Source organism: Mesorhizobium sp. BH1-1-5 (assembly GCF_020165615.1).
In the GTDB taxonomy this organism is placed as follows: Bacteria; Pseudomonadota; Alphaproteobacteria; order Rhizobiales; family Rhizobiaceae; genus Mesorhizobium.
Window position 1 is genome coordinate 93,091 of record NZ_JAIUIM010000003.1, and the last position, 17,388, is coordinate 110,478.

18 protein-coding genes are annotated in these 17,388 nt (G+C 64.5%); 10 read left to right on the forward strand and 8 right to left on the reverse strand.

Annotation, left to right across the window (positions count from 1 at the left end):
• Positions 1-2 precede the first annotated feature (2 nt).
• Positions 3-1,190, reverse strand: coding sequence for an amino acid ABC transporter permease (locus LB572_RS04815; RefSeq protein ID WP_224666916.1), 1,188 nt, complete (start codon positions 1,188-1,190; stop codon positions 3-5).
• Positions 1,191-1,252: 62 nt separating this feature from the next.
• Complete coding sequence (locus tag LB572_RS04820; protein ID WP_140801128.1) at positions 1,253-2,281, reverse strand: amino acid ABC transporter substrate-binding protein; 1,029 nt, start codon at positions 2,279-2,281, stop codon at positions 1,253-1,255.
• 484 nt (positions 2,282-2,765) lie between these two features.
• Here LB572_RS04820 and LB572_RS04825 point away from each other — a divergent pair, with 484 nt between their 5' ends.
• The 4 genes from LB572_RS04825 to LB572_RS04840 all read left to right on the forward strand — a co-directional run bounded on the left by LB572_RS04825 (position 2,766) and on the right by LB572_RS04840 (position 5,697).
• Positions 2,766-3,938 (forward strand): cystathionine beta-lyase, encoded by a 1,173-nt coding sequence (locus LB572_RS04825; protein ID WP_224666917.1) that lies wholly within the window; start codon positions 2,766-2,768, stop codon positions 3,936-3,938.
• A 145-nt stretch (positions 3,939-4,083) separates the two neighbouring features.
• Positions 4,084-4,767, forward strand: coding sequence for an RNA polymerase sigma factor (locus LB572_RS04830; protein ID WP_224666918.1), 684 nt, complete (start codon positions 4,084-4,086; stop codon positions 4,765-4,767).
• 100 nt (positions 4,768-4,867) lie between these two features.
• On the forward strand, positions 4,868-5,392 hold the full coding sequence (locus tag LB572_RS04835; protein ID WP_224666919.1) for a DUF4142 domain-containing protein: 525 nt from the start codon (positions 4,868-4,870) through the stop codon (positions 5,390-5,392).
• On the forward strand, positions 5,389-5,697 hold the full coding sequence (locus tag LB572_RS04840; RefSeq protein ID WP_224666920.1) for a cupredoxin family copper-binding protein: 309 nt from the start codon (positions 5,389-5,391) through the stop codon (positions 5,695-5,697). Before LB572_RS04835 ends, LB572_RS04840 begins: the two co-directional genes overlap by 4 nt.
• Positions 5,698-5,740: 43 nt before the next feature.
• On the opposite strand, the gene LB572_RS04845 is transcribed toward LB572_RS04840, so the two are convergent.
• Positions 5,741-6,361: a CGNR zinc finger domain-containing protein gene (locus tag LB572_RS04845; RefSeq protein WP_224666921.1), complete on the reverse strand. Its 621-nt coding sequence runs from the start codon at positions 6,359-6,361 to the stop codon at positions 5,741-5,743.
• Between the two features lie 160 nt (positions 6,362-6,521).
• Here LB572_RS04845 and LB572_RS04850 point away from each other — a divergent pair, with 160 nt between their 5' ends.
• The 5 genes from LB572_RS04850 to LB572_RS04870 all read left to right on the forward strand — a co-directional run bounded on the left by LB572_RS04850 (position 6,522) and on the right by LB572_RS04870 (position 10,500).
• Positions 6,522-7,205, forward strand: coding sequence for an alpha/beta fold hydrolase (locus LB572_RS04850; protein WP_224666922.1), 684 nt, complete (start codon positions 6,522-6,524; stop codon positions 7,203-7,205).
• A gap of 62 nt (positions 7,206-7,267) precedes the next feature.
• A complete protein-coding gene (locus LB572_RS04855) occupies positions 7,268-8,110 on the forward strand; it encodes an alpha/beta fold hydrolase (protein WP_140807859.1) in 843 nt (280 codons plus the stop codon).
• A 21-nt stretch (positions 8,111-8,131) separates the two neighbouring features.
• Positions 8,132-8,902: an SDR family oxidoreductase gene (locus LB572_RS04860; protein WP_224666923.1), complete on the forward strand. Its 771-nt coding sequence runs from the start codon at positions 8,132-8,134 to the stop codon at positions 8,900-8,902.
• Between the two features lie 14 nt (positions 8,903-8,916).
• A complete protein-coding gene (locus LB572_RS04865) occupies positions 8,917-9,201 on the forward strand; it encodes a hypothetical protein (protein WP_224666924.1) in 285 nt (94 codons plus the stop codon).
• Positions 9,202-9,414: 213 nt separating this feature from the next.
• Positions 9,415-10,500 (forward strand): HPP family protein, encoded by a 1,086-nt coding sequence (locus LB572_RS04870; protein WP_224666925.1) that lies wholly within the window; start codon positions 9,415-9,417, stop codon positions 10,498-10,500.
• Positions 10,501-10,624: 124 nt separating this feature from the next.
• Here the strand turns inward: LB572_RS04870 and LB572_RS04875 are convergent, their stop codons facing one another.
• From LB572_RS04875 to LB572_RS04890, 4 genes are all read right to left on the reverse strand, one after another.
• Positions 10,625-11,506, reverse strand: a complete 882-nt coding sequence (locus LB572_RS04875) for a LysR substrate-binding domain-containing protein (protein WP_224666926.1) — start codon at positions 11,504-11,506, stop codon at positions 10,625-10,627.
• Between the two features lie 94 nt (positions 11,507-11,600).
• Positions 11,601-12,722: a branched-chain amino acid ABC transporter substrate-binding protein gene (locus tag LB572_RS04880; protein WP_412033535.1), complete on the reverse strand. Its 1,122-nt coding sequence runs from the start codon at positions 12,720-12,722 to the stop codon at positions 11,601-11,603.
• Positions 12,723-12,768: 46 nt separating this feature from the next.
• A complete protein-coding gene (gene glyA / locus LB572_RS04885) occupies positions 12,769-14,091 on the reverse strand; it encodes a serine hydroxymethyltransferase (protein WP_224666927.1) in 1,323 nt (440 codons plus the stop codon).
• Between the two features lie 69 nt (positions 14,092-14,160).
• Positions 14,161-15,039 carry a crotonase/enoyl-CoA hydratase family protein gene (locus LB572_RS04890; RefSeq protein ID WP_140807854.1) on the reverse strand — a complete coding sequence of 293 codons (879 nt, stop codon included), beginning with the start codon at positions 15,037-15,039 and terminating at the stop codon, positions 14,161-14,163.
• Positions 15,040-15,121: 82 nt separating this feature from the next.
• Here LB572_RS04890 and LB572_RS04895 point away from each other — a divergent pair, with 82 nt between their 5' ends.
• Positions 15,122-15,712 (forward strand): TetR/AcrR family transcriptional regulator, encoded by a 591-nt coding sequence (locus tag LB572_RS04895; protein ID WP_140807853.1) that lies wholly within the window; start codon positions 15,122-15,124, stop codon positions 15,710-15,712.
• Positions 15,713-15,755: 43 nt separating this feature from the next.
• Here the strand turns inward: LB572_RS04895 and LB572_RS04900 are convergent, their stop codons facing one another.
• Complete coding sequence (locus LB572_RS04900; RefSeq protein ID WP_224666928.1) at positions 15,756-16,979, reverse strand: anion transporter; 1,224 nt, start codon at positions 16,977-16,979, stop codon at positions 15,756-15,758.
• Positions 16,980-17,388 lie beyond the last annotated feature (409 nt).

Sequence of the window (17,388 nt, forward strand, 5' to 3'; positions counted from 1 at the left end):
CCCTACCTCTCCACCAGCGCCATTCTGGCGTTGACGATGTTCATGACAAAGGACGTCACCAGGCTCAGCACCAGATAGGCGATCATCATGATGAACACGCCTTCCACCGCCTGTCCGGTCTGGTTCAGCACCGTGCCGGCCGTGGCCGTCAGATCGGGATAGCCGATGGCGATCGCCAGCGAGGAGTTCTTGGTCAGATTGAGATACTGGCTGGTCAGCGGCGGGATGACGATGCGCATCGCCTGCGGGACAACCACCAGGCGCAGGATCGGGCCTGAGCGCAGGCCGAGCGCGCCGGCTGCTTCACTCTGGCCCTTGCTTACGCCCCTGATGCCGGCGCGCACGATCTCGGCGATGAACGCGGCGGTGTAGAAGGAAAGCGCCAGGAGCAGCGACAGGAACTCCGGCTTGATCCAGAAACCGCCGGTCAGGTTGAAGGTCGACTGTTTCGGGAAATCGAAGGTAAGCGGCATGCCGCTGAGCAGGAAAGCGAGCACCGGCAGTCCCACGATGAGAGCGACAGACGTCCAGAAGACCGGGAATTGCTGGCCGGTCGCCCTCTGCCGCTGTCGCGCCCTGTGGGCGACGAACCAGGCCATTGCGATGGCGAGCAGCAATGCGACGCCGATCAGCCAGGAACCGTCCCCCCAGACAGCGCGCGGCAAATAGAAACCACGCTGGTTGAGGAAGGAACCGAAAGGCAGATGGATGCTCTCGCGCGGCGCCGGAAGCACGGCCAGCACCCCGGAGTACCAGAAGAAAATGACCAGCAGCGGCGGGATGTTGCGGAATATCTCGACATAGACCGTGCAGATCTTGCGGATCAGCCAGTTTTGCGACAAGCGGCCGATGCCGACCGCGAAGCCGACGACGGTGGCAAGGACGATGCCGGCGACCGCGACGATGATCGTGTTGAGCAGGCCGACGACGAGCGCCCGGAAATAGGTCGAGTCCGACGTGTAGGCGATCGGCGTGTCGGAGATGTCGAAGCCGGCCCTGCTCTTGAGGAAGCCGAAGCCCGAGGCGATGTGCAGGCGCCGTAGATTGTCGATGACGTTGTCGACGATCCACCAGATCGAGCCGAACACCAGGATGATGACCAGCGTCTGAAAGAACAGGCTGCGTATTCTCGGGTCATTGATGAAGGAGCCGCGACTCGGCTCCTCGCGAAGGATTTCCTGCGAAGCCATGGACCGTCCCCTGAAAAGAGAAACCAGGAGGCAGACGACCTGCCTCCCGGATCACGTTTCAATCAGCGGATCGGCGGGCCGTATTGCAGGCCGCCCTTGGTCCACAGCGCGTTGATGCCGCGCGCGATCTTGAGCGGGCTGCCCGAGCCGACATTGCGTTCGAACATTTCGCCGTAGTTGCCGACAGCCTTGACGATGTTGACAACCCAGTCGTTGGAAAGGCCGAGATCGGCGCCGTACTTGCCGTCGGGCTCAGTGCCGAGAATACGCTGGATGTTGGGATCGGTCGACGTCTTCATCTCGTCGACATTGGCCTGCGTGATACCGGCTTCCTCGGCGTTGAGCAGCGCGAAATAGGTCCAGCGCGCGATATGCGCCCACTGGTCGTCGCCCTGGCGCACGGCCGGGCCGAGCGGCTCCTTGGAGATGATCTCGGGCAGCACGACATGGTCGGCTGGCGAAGAGAGCGTCAGACGGATGCCGTAAAGGCCGGACTGGTCGGTGGTGTAAGCGTCGCAGCGGCCCGCGTCATAGGCGGCGTTGACCTCTTCCAGCTTCTCGAACACGACGGGGTTGTACTCCATCTTGTTCTTCTTGAAGTAATCGGCGAGGTTGAGCTCGGTCGTGGTGCCGCTTTGCACGCAGACGGCGGCGCCCGAAAGCTGCAGCGCGGAGTTCACCCCCGGCAGCTTCTTGGCGTTGATCATGAAGCCCTGGCCGTCATAGTAGGTGACGCCGACGAAATCGAGGCCGAGCGCGCTGTCGCGGTTGCTGGTCCAGGTGGTGTTGCGCGACAGGATGTCGATCTCGCCCGACTGCAGCGCGGTGAAGCGCTCCTTGGCGCTGAGCGGCGTGAACTTGACCTTGGATGCGTCACCGAAGACAGCGGCCGCAACGGCGCGACAGAAGTCCGCGTCGATGCCTTTCCAGTCACCCTTGTCGTCCGGCGCCGAGAAGCCGGCGAGGCCGGTCGAGACGCCGCACTGGATGAAGCCCTTCTGCTTCACGGTGTCGAGCGTGCCGGCCGAAGCGGCGGACGCCATGAACCCGAGCGCGGCGGCGCCAAGGATGCCGATTGCAATGTGTTTCATGACCCACAGACCCTTTTCTGTTACAGGCGCCCCTGCTGCCAGGCGACACTTGATCTTTTTTCGTTTGTGAATGCAGCTCCCACTTCAAGGCCCACTCCCGGACCCGCATCGGTTGCCGATGCGCTGCCTCCCATTCACGAAACGCATCGAAGGCGATTATTCCTGTGAGGTCAAGGGAAATGACCGAATCCCGGGAGGTTTGAAAAGCAATTGCCGCAAATGCCTGAACTGCGCACAAGAGCGCCATGAAACCGGCAGGCCATGCAAACAAATCAGTCAAGTTGCGTCGTCGCGAATCCATGGCCAGGCAGCAAAATCCGCTTCGGCAATAGCGATGCTTTATTGGGCGCGCATGCCGTTGGATTGGCCCAGCGGAAGACCGGCTTTTGGCGGGCCCGGCGCGGTTGCGCGGGCTTGGCCGCCGCTTTATGGCTGCTCCCCAGACATCATTCGACCCCTTACATCAATTGGCTGGCGACGAACCATGGCTAGAGACGGCATCGAGATGGGCATCAACACGCGGCTTGCCCATTCCGGCAACAACCCGCGCGACTATTTCGGCTTCGTCAATCCGCCGGTCGTGCACGCCTCGACGGTGCTCTACCCGGACGCGGCATCCATGGCCGGGCGCAGCCAGAAATACACTTACGGCACGCGCGGCACGCCGACGATGGACGCGCTGACGCTCGCCGTCGATGCGCTGGAAGGCTCGACCGGAACCATCGCCGTTCCTTCGGGGCTCGCCGCCGTGACGGTGCCGCTGCTCGCCTTCCTCGCCGCGGGTGATCATCTTTTGATCGTCGACAGCGTGTATCATCCGACACGCCATTTCGCCGACACGATGCTGAAGCGGCTCGGCGTCGAGGTCGAATATTACGCGCCGCATATCGGCGCCGGCATTGCATCGCTGATCAAGCCGAACACGAAGGTGGTGTTCACCGAATCGCCGGGATCGAACACCTATGAGGTGCAGGACATCCCGGCGATCGCCAAGGCGGCGCACGCGGCGAACGCCATCGTGATGATGGACAACACCTGGGCGACGCCGCTCTATTTCAAGCCGCTCGACCATGGCGTCGACATCTCGATCCACGCGGCGACGAAATATCCGGCCGGCCATTCCGACGTGCTGCTCGGCACTGTGTCGGCCAACGAGACCTATTGGAAGCAACTCTATGAGGGCTTCTGCATGCTCGGCTGCTGTTCTGGACCCGACGACATCTACCAGGTGCTGCGCGGGTTGCGCACGATGGGGGTGCGGCTCGAGCATCACCGCAAGAGCGCGCTCGACATCGCGGGCTGGCTGGAGACGCAGCCGGGTGTCGCGCAGGTGCTGCATCCTGCGCTCGAAAGCCATCCAGACCATGCGTTATGGAAGCGCGATTTCTGCGGCTCGAGCGGCATCTTCTCGATCGTGCTCGACGGTGGCGGGCAAAAGGCGCAGCACGCCTTCCTCGACGCGCTGAAGATCTTCGGCCTCGGCTATTCCTGGGGCGGCTATGAGAGCCTCGCCGTTCCAGTCTTCCTCGGCGACCGCACCGTTGCCAAGGGCTCCTATGCCGGCCCGCTGATCCGCCTGCAGATCGGGCTGGAGGATGTCGAAGACCTCAAGGCCGACATTCTGCGCGGGCTCGCCGCGGCCGCGGCCGCGGGGTGACCGGCTGATCGGCGCAGGATACCACAACAGCGGCAGACAAGCCCCGGCCAAAGCAGTAGCATGGCCCGTGCAACCAACTCGGGAACCTTTTGCCGGCAGGCGCATCCAATCGCGGATGTAACAATTGCCGGGAGATCGGGGCGAGATGAGAAAGCCTGCTATTGAAGCCGCAGAGGTCAGCGCGGCCGAGGCCGGCGACTTGGCGTTGGTGTGCCGGGCTCTTGCGTGCGATCCGGATGCGTTCCGCGCCATCATCAAGACGCACAACCAGCGGCTCTACCGCATCGCGCGCGGCGTGGTGCGCAACGACGCCGAGGCCGAAGACGTCGTGCAGGAGGCCTATATGCGCGCCTTCGCCAATCTCGGCGCCTTTCGCGGCGAGGCGTCGCTTTCCACCTGGCTGTCCCGCATCGTCATCAACGAGGCGCTCGGCCGGCTGCGCAAGCGCAAGCGCATCGTGGCGATGCCCGAAAACCCGGAGGCGCAGATCATCCGGTTTCCCCTAAACCCAAGTGACGATCCGGAGCGGACGATGGCGCAGCGGCAGATCCTCGGGCTCGTCGAACGGGCGACCGACAGCCTTCCCGATGTCTATCGCACCGTCTTCGTCGCACGTGTCATCGAGGGGCTGAGCATCGAGGAAACCGCCGACCTTCTGGGCGTGCGGCCCGAGACGGTGAAGACCAGGCTGCACCGGGCGCGGACGCTGGTGCGAAAGGCGCTGGACGACGAGATCGGCCCGGTGTTGCTCGACGCCTTCCCCTTTGCCGGCCGGCGCTGCGAGCGGCTGACGCAGGCAGTGATGAGAAGGCTCGGATTCGAGCCCTGATTTCGGTCTTCTCCCGGGAACGTTTCGTTCTCGCCTGCATCCAATGGCAGTCAACACCAGATGAAGCCCGGGGCCAGCGCCGCCGGGCGAAGGAGATGTCATGTTTATGCGATCGACCGCCGCCCTCGCCGCCCTTTTCTTCGTGAGCACGGCGCCGCTGGCGCTAGCCGCCGAAAAGCCCACCGATCCGCAGATCGCCCACATCGCCTATACGGCCGGCGCGATCGACGTCGAAGCGGCCAAGCTGGCGATCAAGAAGTCCAAGAACAAGGAAGTCGTCGACTTCGCCAAGGACATGGAGCGCGACCATGAGGCGGTGAACAAGCAGGCGCTCGACCTGGTGAAGAAGCTGAAGGTCACGCCCGAGGACAACGACACCAGCAAGGCACTGGCCAAGGCCGCCAAGGAAGAGCGCGCCAAGCTGGCGAAGCTGAAGGGGGCTGCCTTCGACAAGGCCTATATCGACAACGAAGTGGCCTATCACAAGCAGGTCGACAGCGCTCTCGAAACCCTGCTCATCCCCTCGGCCAGCAATGCCGAACTGAAGAGCCTGCTGGAGACCGGCCTCAAGATCTTCCAAGGGCATGAGCAGCATGCCGAACATGTCGCCGGCATGCTGAAATGAGGCCGCTGCTTCTTGCGCCGGCGCTGGCTTTGGCGCTCGGCTCATCCCCCGCGTTCGCGGCGACGATCGAGGTGACGATCGACAAGCTGGTCTTCTCGCCCACAAACATTCAGGCCAAGGTCGGCGACACGATCGAATGGACGAACAAGGACATTCTCGCCCATACCGCCACCGTCAAAGGCGGCTGGGATGTGATGATCCCGGCAAGGTCGAAGGGCAAGGTAACGCTCAAGGCGGCCGGGGCGGTCGAGTATTTCTGCCGCTTCCATCCCAACATGAAGGGCCATGTCGGGGTGGCCCCTTAAACCGATCCAGCTGTCGAGCGAGGTGCGCCGCGCCTCGCTCGACTTAGCGATGGTCGTGATCCTTGTGCCGATGCCGATGCGCGGCCTGTTTTGCCCGATTGCCGCAGGCCGCCATGCTGCACCAGCGGCGCCGGTGCCCGCGCGTATGATCGGCAAAAAGCAGCGTGCAGGCCGGACCTTCGCAAGCCTTCACATGTGAAAAATCCTCGGTGCAGACGAGTGAGGCCAGCGCCTCGCCGATCGGCAACAGGAGCGCCTCGGGCGTGCGCCATTTGCGGGCCGTCTGAAGGGCCAACGCCGCGCCGCTGTCGGCCGGCGCGATCCGGCTGAAGGTCTCGTCGCGTTCCAGCAGGCGGTTGAGCGGGTCGAGTTCCGCCAGATCTGCAGCCACCAGCGCCCGCCCCTTGTGCCCATACACAAAGCCCCTGAACCATTCGCGCAAATGCCGCGCCTGATCGGCGACCTTGTCGAGCTCGCCGGGCAGCGCCTGCCTGCGAATGGCTACCAGCGCCGCTTCCGGCGCCAGCCGCGCCTGCTCCAGCCAGTCCAGCAAGCCCTCGCCGTCGTCGATCCAATCGACAGGCGTGTCGAGCGGGGTCGCGATCGAGTTGAGGAAATCGAGGCCGGGCGCGTCGCCGACAAAAAGCGCGGGTGAACGAACCATCGAGAACTCCAATTCAGCGCCAGGCAGCTTTCGCCGAGGGCATCCATCGTGAACACGACTCCGTGATAACCGGTTCGCAGCTTCTTGACAAGTTATCCGTCCAAGTCGTAACCGTTCTAAATCATTCAATATGGTTATCAATTCAGCAAGAGGAAGCGACATGTCCGCGAAGCAAATGAATGTCGTGCTGGTCCATGGCGCCTGGGCCGACGGATCGAGCTGGGCCAAGGTCATCGCGGCGCTTGCCCTGCAAGGCTCCAATGTCGTGGCGGCGCCGCTGCCGCTGATGTCCTTCCAGGATGACGTTGCGGCGCTCGACCGTACGCTGGAGCGCATCGAGGGGCCGATCACCCTGGTTGGCCACGCCTATGCGGGCGCGGTGGTCGGCGCCTCGCGAAGCGACAGGGTCGAGGCGCTGGTCTATGTCGCCGCGCTCGCGCCGGGCGAAGGCGAGACGGTGGCGGACGTGTTCACCCGTGCCGAACCGCACCCAAAAGCGCCGAGACTCACACCGGACGCACACGGGCTGATCTATCTGCCCGACGACGCCTTTGCGGATGCCTTCGCCCAGAAAGCCTCGGCGCAGGAGCTGTCTGTGCTGCGCGCGGTCCAGCGGCCGATCTCGCCGGCCTGCATCACGGTTCCCGTAGGGAGGCCGCTGTGGCGCGATCGGCCAGCCTGGTTCCTGATCGCAGAGGAAGACCGCATGATCGCCGCCGAAACCCAACGTTTCATGGCGGCGCGCATGAAGGCAAGGACGCGCTCACTGCCGCTGGATCATACGCCGATGGTCACCGCGCCCGACGCTGTCGTCGAGATCATCCTGGAGGCTACGCGGCGCTGACGCTTAGGCTTTCGAATAACCCCCAAATGCAAATCGACACAGTTATGAAAACGGAGAAAAAGATGACCGCTTACAGGACGATGAATGTCGACGGCTTCCATATTTTCTACCGCGAGGCTGGCCGGCATGGCGCGCCGAAACTGCTCCTGCTGCACGGCTTTCCGAGCTCGAGCCATATGTTCCGCGACCTCATTCCGCTGCTCGCCGACCGCTTCCATATCGTCGCGCCCGACCTGCCCGGCTTCGGCCGTTCCGACATGCCGCAGGCCGGCGAATTCACCTACACGTTCGACCGCATCGCCGAGATCATCGACCGCTTCACCGAGGTGGTCGGCTTCGATCGCTACGCCGTCTATGTCTTCGACTATGGCGCGCCGACGGGCTTCCGGCTGGCAGTGAAGCATCCCGAGCGCATCGCCGCGATCATTTCGCAGAACGGCAACGCCTATGAGGAAGGCCTGGGTGAGGGCTGGAACCCGATCCGCGCCTATTGGCGGGACCCCTCGCTCGCCAACCGCGAAGCGCTGCGCCCCGCCTTCAAGCCGGAGGCGGTCGCCTGGCAGTACACGCATGGCGCGCCCGCCGAGCTCGTTTCTCCCGACGGCCATTCGCTGGACAGTTTCTATCTCAGCCGTCCGGGCGCGGAAGAGATACAGCTCGACCTCTTCGGCGACTACAAGAACAACGTCGCGCTCTACCCGGCCTTCCAGGCCTATTTCCGCACCCATAAGCCGCGCTTTCTCGCCGTGTGGGGCAAGAACGATCCGTTCTTCCTGCCGCCGGGCGCAGAAGCGTTCAAGCGCGACATGCCGGACGCGCTGGTGCGCTTTCTCGACACCGGCCACTTCGCGCTCGAAACCCATGCCGGGGACATCGCCGCCGCCATCCGCGACTTCCTCGGCTGACCAGGCAAAAGGAGATTCGCCATGTCGAAATCCGTCGCCGTCATCACCGGCGCCAGCCAGGGCATCGGCCAGGCCACCGCCATCCGGCTGGCGCGGGACTTTTCCGCGCTGGTGCTGGTTGCTCGCAACCGGGCGAAGCTGGAAGAGACAGCTGAGGCTGCGAAAGCGGCCGGTGCCGAGGTGTTGGTCATCGATGCCGACCTTGCCCGGCCAGATGCCGCGCAAGCGGTGGTCGACCAGGCGCTCGCGAGGTTCGGGCGCGTCGACGCGCTGCTCAACATCGCCGGTGCCGTCCCGCAGATCGATCTGTTCGAGATGAACGACGAGCAATGGGACGCCGGCCTTGCGCTGAAGCTGCACGGCGCCCGGCGGCTGACCGTCGCTGCATGGCCGGCGCTGAAGGCGGCCGGCGGCTCGGTGGTTCTGATGTCCGGCAATTCGGCGCTGTTTCCCAAAGCGCCTTATGCGGCGGTCGGAACGATCAACGCGGCAATCGTGGCGCTCGCCAAAGCCTTTTCCGACCGCGGCATCGCCGAGGGCGTGCAGGTCAACAGCGTGCTGCCGGGGCCGGTGATGACCGGCCGGCGACGCTCCTACCTCGAGCACTGGGCGCCGCTGCACAAGATGAGCGTCGAGGATGCGACGGCGAACTTTCCGAAGGAAGCCGGTATCGCCCGCTACGGCGAGCCGGAAGAGATCGCCGACTTGATGGCTTTCCTCGTCTCGCCGGCGGCGCGCTGGATGACCGGCTCGACGCTGCGCATCGACGGCGGCGAAGTGAAGTCTGTCTGAAGGAGGACAATGAAATGATTGCCTGGGACCGCATGACGCGCGCGCATGTCTTGCGCGCGATAGAGGATTACGACCGGCTGGGGCCCGACCGGTTTTTCGCCGAGCACGGCTTTGCGCCGACGACGACCTATGAATTGGCCTGGGGAGACCGCCTCTACCCGCCAGAAGCCATCCTCGGCACCGCCTATGAGCTCGCCACGGGCGCGCGGCTCGCCTCCGGCGATTTCGAGGGCGGCAAGAGCGGCGCAGTGAAGGTGCTGGGCGCGCTGGGATTCATCGTCCGGCTGAAGCAAAGGTGACGTAGCCCGCGCTTGCCAGGTCGATTCCGCAAATGGTCGTAAGGCCTTGACGCAATTGAGAAAGCCGAGGCCGCTAGCGGTACCTCGTACACAATCGGCAGCGCAATAATATTCTCCTCGACCGTGGATATACGGATTGGTTTGGCTTCCAAATCCGGGTTTTCAGCGGCATTGCGTGCAGCGCAATTCCACCCATTCGATCCAGGACCCGCCATGGCATTCCGCCTCTTTGTTCCGATCCTTGCCGGCGCCACGCTGCGTGAGCGGATGATCGCCTGCCTCGGCGCCGTGGTCGCCATCGCGCTGACCGGTGTGGTTAGCGGGCTGGCGATGGGCAAGGGTGAATATGTGGCGATGCTGGTGGCGCCGGTGGGTGCCTCCGCGGTGCTGCTCTTTGCCGTACCATCGAGCCCGTTGGCGCAGCCCTGGTCGATCATCGGCGGCAACACGATCTCGGCGCTTGTCGGCGTCACGGTGGCGCGTTTCGTTCATGACCCGGTGATCGCCTCGGGTCTCGCCGTGGCGCTGGCCATCGCCGCCATGTCGTTCACACGCTCGCTGCATCCGCCGGGAGGCGCAGCAGCTCTCACTGGCGTGATCGGCGGCCCGGCCGTGGCGGCCGCCGGCTTTCTATTTCCTTTTGTGCCGGTGGCGTTGAACTCGATCCTCCTGGTGGCGCTGGGCTTCCTCTTCCACAAGCTGTCGCGGCGCAACTATCCCCATGTGCATGTGCCCGCCGCCAGCGGTCACGGCACCGCGGATCGGCCACCGGCCGAGCGTGTCGGCTTCCGGCCCGAGGATGTCGATGCGGCGCTTTCCGCGCTCGACGAGACCTTCGACATCGACCGCGAAGACCTGGAGCGCCTACTGCGCCAGGTCGAGCTGCAGGCGATGGTGCGTTCGCAGCGCACCCTGCTTTGCCGGGACATCATGTCCCGCGACGTGATCTCGGTGCCGGAGACGGCCTCGGTCGACGAGGCGCGCAAACAGCTGATCGATCACAACATCCGCACCTTGCCGGTGGTCGACGCGGACGGCCAACTCACCGGCGCAGTCGGCCTGCGCGAGCTCACAAGAGCCACCGATACGGTGAAAGGGGTGATGTCGAGGGCTGGCACTGCCTCACCCGACACGCCGGCGATGAGCTTGCTGCCAGTGTTGACCGACGGGCGCAGCCATGCCGTGGTGATCGTCGATAGCGAGCGGCATATACTCGGCCTGATCACCCAGACCGACATGCTTGCGGCGGCCGCGCGCGTGCGACCGGTGGGAACCCCTTTCGCCGAGGCGGCGGAATAGCCTGCCAAGCGCCTGGCTTGGTGGCTAAGTTACCCAGCTTTTCGAGGCAGGAGGGGCGACGCCGGGCCTGTCTCAAGGCGGCGAGACCACGAGGCGGCAAACGCGATTTGCGTCAGTTGCCGTCTCAGTCCCGCGCGGCGAGCAGCCAATCCATGACTTCAACGGCCTGCGCCGGCGGACGGTCGGGCGCCAGGATCGTCAGGGCAAGGCCGGTCGGGACGCGCAAAGCGGGGAACGGCGCCACCAGCGAGCCTGCGGCCAAGGCGCGTGATACCAGCGTCTCATGCCCCATCAGCACGCCGGCCCCGTCGACCGCTGCCTGCAGCGCCATGCTGTAGAGCGAGAATTCAGAACCCGCCTCGATCGATGGACCTTTCATGCCGGCCGCCCTGAACCACAGGCCCCAGTCGCCGGTCCAGGTCGTGTCCCAAAGCAGAAGCTGCGCCGCGAGATCGGCCGGTGCCTGCAACTGTTTCGCCAGCGAAGGCGCGCAGACCGGGAAGATCACATCGTCGCAAAGTCTTGACGAGCGCCCTACACCCGGCCTGGTGAGAAAGATGGCAAGGTCGAAAGGCTCGCGGCGGAAGTCGGGCGGCTCCTCCAACGCATGGATCGAGGGGCGCAACGCCGGATGCGCCGCCCGCAACGCCGGCAAGCGCGGCGCCAGCCATAGCTGCGCGATCGAAGGCAGCGCCGCGATGCTGACCTGCGGCTTCGGCGCCGAGGCGCGCAGCTCCTGCACGGCCAGCCCCATGGCGTCAAAGGCGGTTGAGAAGGAGGGGAGCGCCGAACGGCCGGCCTCGGTGAGGTGCAGCCCTTGCGCATGGCGCACGAAGAGCGCCGAGCCCAGCCATGCTTCGAGCGCCTTGACCTGATGCGACACGGCGGCCGGCGTTACGCCTAGCTCATCCGCCGCCTTGGCGAAGCTTTCATGCCGCGCCGCCGCCTCGAACGCCCTGAGCGCGTTGAGCGGCGGCATGCGAGGTCGCGGCGGATTGACGGCCATTGTCCGGCTTTCCCCCAAAAAGGGCAGCCGCGGCCAGCGGCTGGCCGCGGTAATCTGTCTGTCGAAAAGCAGCCAGCGCCGGCGCCCCGCAGGCCTATTTGAGGGGCACCGGGGCCAGCTTGCCATCGACCTTCCGCCATTCAAATACGACGAAGCCCGGCTGCTTGATATCCCCCTTCTCGTCATAGGAGATGGCGCCAAGCACGGTCGGGATCGTGGCGCCCGAATGGAGATAGTCGGACGCCGCCTTCGGGTCGTCTGCCTTGGCCCTGGTGATCGCCTCGGCGAGGATCTGGGTCGCGGCATAGGCATAGAGCGTGACGGCTTCCGTCGGGACGTTCTTCGCCTTCAGGTCGGCAACGGCGTCCTTCGCTTCGGGAAAGGTCGCCGGATCGGGGAAGGACGTCATCAGCGTGCCGGCCGCGCCATCACCGCCGATGGCGCCGAACTCGCTGTTGGATATGCCGTCGCCGCCCATCAGGACGGTTTTCACGCCCTGGTCGTGCATCTGGCGCACGATCAAGCCCGCCTCGGTATGCTGGCCGCCATAATAGACAAGCTCGGCGCCGGATTCCTTGATCTTGGCGACAAGCGCGCTGTAGTCCTTCTCGCCGGGATTGATCTCCTCGTGCAGCACTTCCTTGCCACCGCCCGAATTATAGGCCTTGGCCATTTCGTCGGCGAGGCCCTTGCCCGCCGTCGACTTGTCGTCGACGATCGCGACCTTCCTGTCCTTGAATTGCTCGAGCACGAATTTTGCGGCGATGATGCCTTGCTGGTCGTCGCGGCCGCAAGCGCGGAAGGCGTCCCACAGGCCGCGCTCGGTGACCGTGGGGTTGGTGGCGGTGGGCGTGACGAACAGGATTCCGTTTTCGGCATAGACTTCCGATGCCGGTATGGTGACGCCGGAATTGTAATGGCCGACGACATAACGCACGCCGTCAGCAACAAACTTGTTGGCGACCGAGACGCCCTGCTTCGGATCGGAGACATCGTCGCCGACCGAGACGGAAAGTTTCTGGCCGAGAACGCCGCCATTGGCATTGATGCGCGCCACCGCCGTCTCGACGCCGACGCGGTACTGCTCACCATAGGCGGCGTTCGGCCCCGACATCGGGCCGGCGACGCCGAGCACGATATCGGCTCGGGCGGCACCGGCCGCGGCGGCCGTCATCAGTGCAGCAGTCATCAATCGCAGAATCATGCGCATGGTCATTCCCCTTTTTTGAAGATGCGGGCTCCCTGCCCGCTGGTTCAGGCGATCAGCTTACGAAGTGCAGCTTCGTGAACCGGCGCCGGAATTCACTGACGTCATTCGCGAGTTGCTCCGGGGCATCGTTGCCGCGAAGCCCCCTGGCAATGAGGGCGGCAAGCTCCGGCATGACCTTCTCGGTCATACCCCAGCGCACTATCTCCGGCGTGCCGATGCGCAGGCCGTTCATGTCGCCCTCCACCGCTTCGAGTGGCAGGCCGATGCCGCAGGTAAGGATGTTGGCGCGCCTGAGCCGCTTTGCGGCCACCTGGCCGCCGCCAAATTCGGCGGCTTCAATCGCGAACTGATGCGAAGTGGTGTGGCCCTTCGCAGTCGAGAACACTGGCAGGCCGCGATCCGCGAGTTCCCTGGCCAACGCCTTGGCGGTAGCAGCCATGGCAGCGGCATAGGCGCGGCCGTGTTCCTTCCAGTCGAGCATGGTGATGGCCAAGGCCGCCGACTTCGCTGCATCGAAATTGGCAGTCATGCCGGGAAAGGCGATACGGTCGAGCTTTTCGGCGATGCCGGCATCGTTGGTGACGATCAGGCCGGATGGCGGGCCACCGAGGCTTTTGTACGTGCTCATCGTCATCAGATGGGCACCTTCCTCCAGCGGTTGCTGCCAAGCATGGCCGGCGATCATGCCGCAGAGATGGGCGGCGTCGAACAGCACCAGCGCGCCAACCTCGTCCGCAACCGCTCTGATCTCACGGATCGGATGGGGCAGAAGATTGAGGCTGCTGCCGATGGTGATCATCTTCGGCTGTACTTGCCGGGCAAGCGCGCGCAGCTTGCCGACATCGACGGTATAGCCGTCGGCATCGACAGGTGCCGGGTGGATCGACAGCCCATAGAGCCCGGCGCAGCCCGCCATATGATGCGTGACATGACCGCCGATCGCAGGCGGTGGCGCAATGATCGCATCGCCCGGACGCGCCGCGACCATGAAGGCGTAGAGGTTGGCGATCGCTCCCGAAGGCACGCGTATTTCGGCATAGCGCGCGCCGAACACTTCTGCCGCCAGTTCCGCGGCGATGACCTCGATCCGCTCCACCCCCTCGAGGCCCATCTCGTATTTGTCGCCGGGATAACCGAGCGACGGGCGCGAGCCGAGACCGGAAGCAAGGGCCGCTTCCGCCTTCGGGTTCATGACATTGGTCGCCGGATTGAGATTGACGGCGTCATCCTCGTGGATCGACCGGTTGAGAGCGATGCCGCCCTCGATCGCGGCCAGGACGACCGCACTGTCCTGCCCGCCGGTGGCTCTGGCAAGGTCCTGGACGAAATCCTCGCAATGGGCGGGAACCCAGGGCCTGCGGGCAAGAGCGGTCATCGGTGCCTCCATGCTGGATCGGATGGAGCATCGTGGCGCGACCAAGGCTCGGCGCGCAAACGAGGAGTTCTAGCCGTTAGGCTTAGATTTTTGAGGGGTAAGAGAATCCTGTTCCCTGCCACTCCGCCTTGTCTCGTCCGGCCGTGTGATGTGAGTCCATGACCCGTCCCAAGCCGGCCTGCGTCTGCCCAGCCACGCTGCCAGCCCTTCACCGAGATCGGCTGTCGGCGCCATGCGGGCGAATTGCTCGGCTTCGACGAGCAGGCCTTCGGCGATGCTCTGGTTGAGGCCGCGTGCCACTGCGGTGAGGATGCTCGCCACCGCCGGCTGCGAGTGGCTGACGATACGGCGCGCGAGGTCGAACGCGGCCGGCATCAGCTGACCGTGCGACACGACGTGGTTGACGAGACCGAGCTCCAGTGCCCGGGCGGGTGAAAACGCATCCCCGGTGAGGAGCAGTTCCAGCGCGCGCTTGCGACCGGCCAGTCTCGGCAGGCGCTGCGTGCCGCCGAATGTCGGCGGCATGGCGAGTTTTATCTCGGGCTTTGCAAACAAAGCGCGATCGCTGGCGATCGCCAGCGGCACCGCTTCGGTGATTTCGCAACCGCCGCCGAAAGCGAGACCGTTGACGGCGGCGATCACCGGCTTGCGGAAGGCTTCCAGCCGCGCCGTCAGATGTTGGCCGCGCGTCACGAAATCGCGCAGCGCGGCATCGGTGCCTTCGGCCACGCTCACTGCGAATTCACGGATATCGGCGCCGGCGGAGAAGGCGCGATCGCCTGACCCAGTGAGGATCACGGCGCGCACGCCATCGTCCGTCTCGACCTGGTCGAGAAGCGAAAGCAGCCGGTCGATCAGCGCGTAATTCAGCGCGTTCAGCTTGTCGGGGCGGTTGAGGGTAAGGATGACGACGCGGTCGCGCGTTTCGCTCAGCACAAGGTCAGTCATGACTTTTCCTTTCCGGCAGTTCGGCGGGATAAGGAGCAGGCTTTCGATTGCTTGTATATTCACTAGTCGGTATACTTTGAGCATGAGCGAAAAGACCAATCCCACCCGAAAGCGCCTCGTCGATGCGGCGACCAAGCTCTTTTATGCCGAAGGCATCGGCCGCGTCAGCGTCGATGCGGTGGCCGAGAAAGCGGGGCTCACCAAGCGAACGCTCTACTACCATTTCAAGAGCAAGGACGATCTGATCGCGGCCTATCTCGAGGGCCGGGACCAGCCCAATCTCGAGCAGATGGCCGGCTGGTTCGATGCGGCGGAGGGCGGCGCGGACAGAAAAGTGGAAGCAATCTTCACCAACCTCGCGCGGGTGGCGCGCCACCCCAAATGGAAGGGCTGCGGCTTCCTGCGCACGGCGGCCGAGTTGGCCGCGACGCCCGGGCATCCGGCGGTGAAGGCCGGGGCGCGCCACAAGACCAATTTCGAAAAATGGCTGGCCGGCGCGCTTTCGAGCCACCATGTCGGCGCGGCGAAGATGCTGGCGCGTGAGATCGTGCTTCTGATGGACGGCGCCTTTTCCAGCATGCTGATCCATCACGATCCCGACTACGTCGCCGCCGCCGGCCACGCCGCCGCGACGCTGGTGCGGGCGCGGATGGCAGGCAAGGACGGCGCTTAGGCCTGGACGCTCCTGATTGACGCGATCCGGCCGGGACGCGCCTTCAGGACCATGCCAGCCAGGCCGTACCGGCGAGAAGCGTCACCAGCGTCAGCGGCAGGCCAACCTTGAAGAAGGCGGAGAAGGAAAGCTCCTTGCCCGCCGCCTTCGCCTGCTCGGCGACGATCAGGTTGGCGACCGAGCCGAGCAACGTGAAATTGCCGGCAAGCGTCGAGCTCATCGCCACGACCAGCCAGGCGCGCTCCGGGTTTTCCAGCCCGGGAATGAAAGGCCGCAGCGCCAGCACCGCCGGCACGTTGCTCATGATGTTGGAAAGCACCGCGGTGAAACCGGAGAGCCGCCAGACATCGTCGAGGCCGATGTTCTTCGCCCAGGCGATCATATCGGGTGTGAGCAGCGTGCGTTCCGCGCCCGCCACCACCACGAACAGGCCGGCGAACATGAAGAGCAGCGGCCCGTCGATCTCGCGGTAGATGCGCCGCGGCTTGATCGCCCGCGTGACCAGCAGGAAGGCGCCGGCAATCAGCGCCGCCTTGGCGACGGGTACGCCGGCAAAGAAGGCGAGCGCCAGCAAGACACAGACGATGGTGGCCTTCAGCACCTGCCCGGGCAGCATGCGGCCGCGATAGACCTCCGGGCTGAGTTCGGCGGGGCGGGAAAACTCGGCGCGGTAGACGATGCGCACGATAAGGATGACGCAGAGCAGGCCGAACAGCGCCACCGGCGCAAGCGCCAGCGTGAAAGCCGGATAGGAAATGCCGGACAGCGCGCCGATCACCATATTCTGCGGATTGCCGGTGATGGTGGCGACGCTGCCGCAGTTCGAGGCCGTGCAGGTCGCGATGAGGTAGGGCACCGGATTGCGGTTGATGACCCTGGTGACGTGGACGACGATCGGCGCCATCACCAGGCAGATCGCGTCGTTGACCAGGAACGCAGAGAGCACGCCGGTCAACAGCGTCACCATCACCAAAAGCATGAAGGGAGCATGGGCGTGCTCGATGGCAAAGCCGCCGAGCGCCCGAAACGCGCCCGAAACCTTCAGATGCGCCACGACGATCATCATGCCGAGCAGCAGCGTTATGGTGTCGAAATTGATGGCTTTGTAGGCATCCTCGATGCGGATCGCGCCGATGGCGATCATGGCGGCGCCACCCAGCAACGCGATGCCGGCGCGGTCGAGGCGCAGGCCAGGAATGCGGCCAACGGCTACGCCGGCATAAGTGGCCACCAGGATGAAAAGCGCGCCCGCGCCGGTCCATGTCATTGCAAGAAGCTTCCCGTTGCCTGCCCTGCCCGTCAGAATCGGCCGGAGCACGGCGCGGCAACACATTTAGCAAGGGCTGCGCAAAGGGAAAGCACCCAAAGATGTGAAGCGCGCCGACGCTTTCGTGGCTTTCACATTCATAAACCCTAATGTAAAGAACAGTGAATTAACATATCTGACCGATAATCCAGGTGTTGGGGACTAAACGGATGAACACGGTCGTTGAGGCGGAACATCGCATCCCGTCACGGGAGGAATTGATGCGTCCGCAGGAATGCTCCCGCTGTCACGGGGCCAAGAAGGTTTTCGTTTGCGCGCGCTGGCTGAGCTCGAACGGCCATTGCTGCCCGGAAGGCACGCACAGGCTGAGTTGCCCTGGGCACAGCATCGTCTGTCTCGAGTGTAGCGG

Bases quoted from the DNA above. Each gene is read 5' to 3' on its own strand.
- LB572_RS04840 (WP_224666920.1), top strand. From the start codon at position 5,389: ATGAGGCCGCTGCTTCTTGCGCCGGCGCTGGCTTTGGCGCTCGGCTCA.
- LB572_RS04825 (WP_224666917.1), top strand. From the start codon at position 2,766: ATGGCTAGAGACGGCATCGAGATGGGCATCAACACGCGGCTTGCCCAT.
- LB572_RS04850 (WP_224666922.1), top strand. From the start codon at position 6,522: ATGTCCGCGAAGCAAATGAATGTCGTGCTGGTCCATGGCGCCTGGGCC.
- LB572_RS04830 (WP_224666918.1), top strand. From the start codon at position 4,084: ATGAGAAAGCCTGCTATTGAAGCCGCAGAGGTCAGCGCGGCCGAGGCC.
- LB572_RS04865 (WP_224666924.1), top strand. From the start codon at position 8,917: ATGATTGCCTGGGACCGCATGACGCGCGCGCATGTCTTGCGCGCGATA.
- LB572_RS04820 (WP_140801128.1), bottom strand. From the start codon at position 2,281: ATGAAACACATTGCAATCGGCATCCTTGGCGCCGCCGCGCTCGGGTTC.
- LB572_RS04835 (WP_224666919.1), top strand. From the start codon at position 4,868: ATGTTTATGCGATCGACCGCCGCCCTCGCCGCCCTTTTCTTCGTGAGC.
- LB572_RS04900 (WP_224666928.1), bottom strand. From the start codon at position 16,979: ATGACATGGACCGGCGCGGGCGCGCTTTTCATCCTGGTGGCCACTTAT.
- LB572_RS04875 (WP_224666926.1), bottom strand. From the start codon at position 11,506: ATGGCCGTCAATCCGCCGCGACCTCGCATGCCGCCGCTCAACGCGCTC.
- LB572_RS04860 (WP_224666923.1), top strand. From the start codon at position 8,132: ATGTCGAAATCCGTCGCCGTCATCACCGGCGCCAGCCAGGGCATCGGC.
- LB572_RS04855 (WP_140807859.1), top strand. From the start codon at position 7,268: ATGACCGCTTACAGGACGATGAATGTCGACGGCTTCCATATTTTCTAC.
- LB572_RS04845 (WP_224666921.1), bottom strand. From the start codon at position 6,361: ATGGTTCGTTCACCCGCGCTTTTTGTCGGCGACGCGCCCGGCCTCGAT.
- glyA (WP_224666927.1), bottom strand. From the start codon at position 14,091: ATGACCGCTCTTGCCCGCAGGCCCTGGGTTCCCGCCCATTGCGAGGAT.
- LB572_RS04870 (WP_224666925.1), top strand. From the start codon at position 9,415: ATGGCATTCCGCCTCTTTGTTCCGATCCTTGCCGGCGCCACGCTGCGT.
- LB572_RS04880 (WP_412033535.1), bottom strand. From the start codon at position 12,722: ATGACCATGCGCATGATTCTGCGATTGATGACTGCTGCACTGATGACG.
- LB572_RS04890 (WP_140807854.1), bottom strand. From the start codon at position 15,039: ATGACTGACCTTGTGCTGAGCGAAACGCGCGACCGCGTCGTCATCCTT.
- LB572_RS04895 (WP_140807853.1), top strand. From the start codon at position 15,122: ATGAGCGAAAAGACCAATCCCACCCGAAAGCGCCTCGTCGATGCGGCG.
- LB572_RS04815 (WP_224666916.1), bottom strand. From the start codon at position 1,190: ATGGCTTCGCAGGAAATCCTTCGCGAGGAGCCGAGTCGCGGCTCCTTC.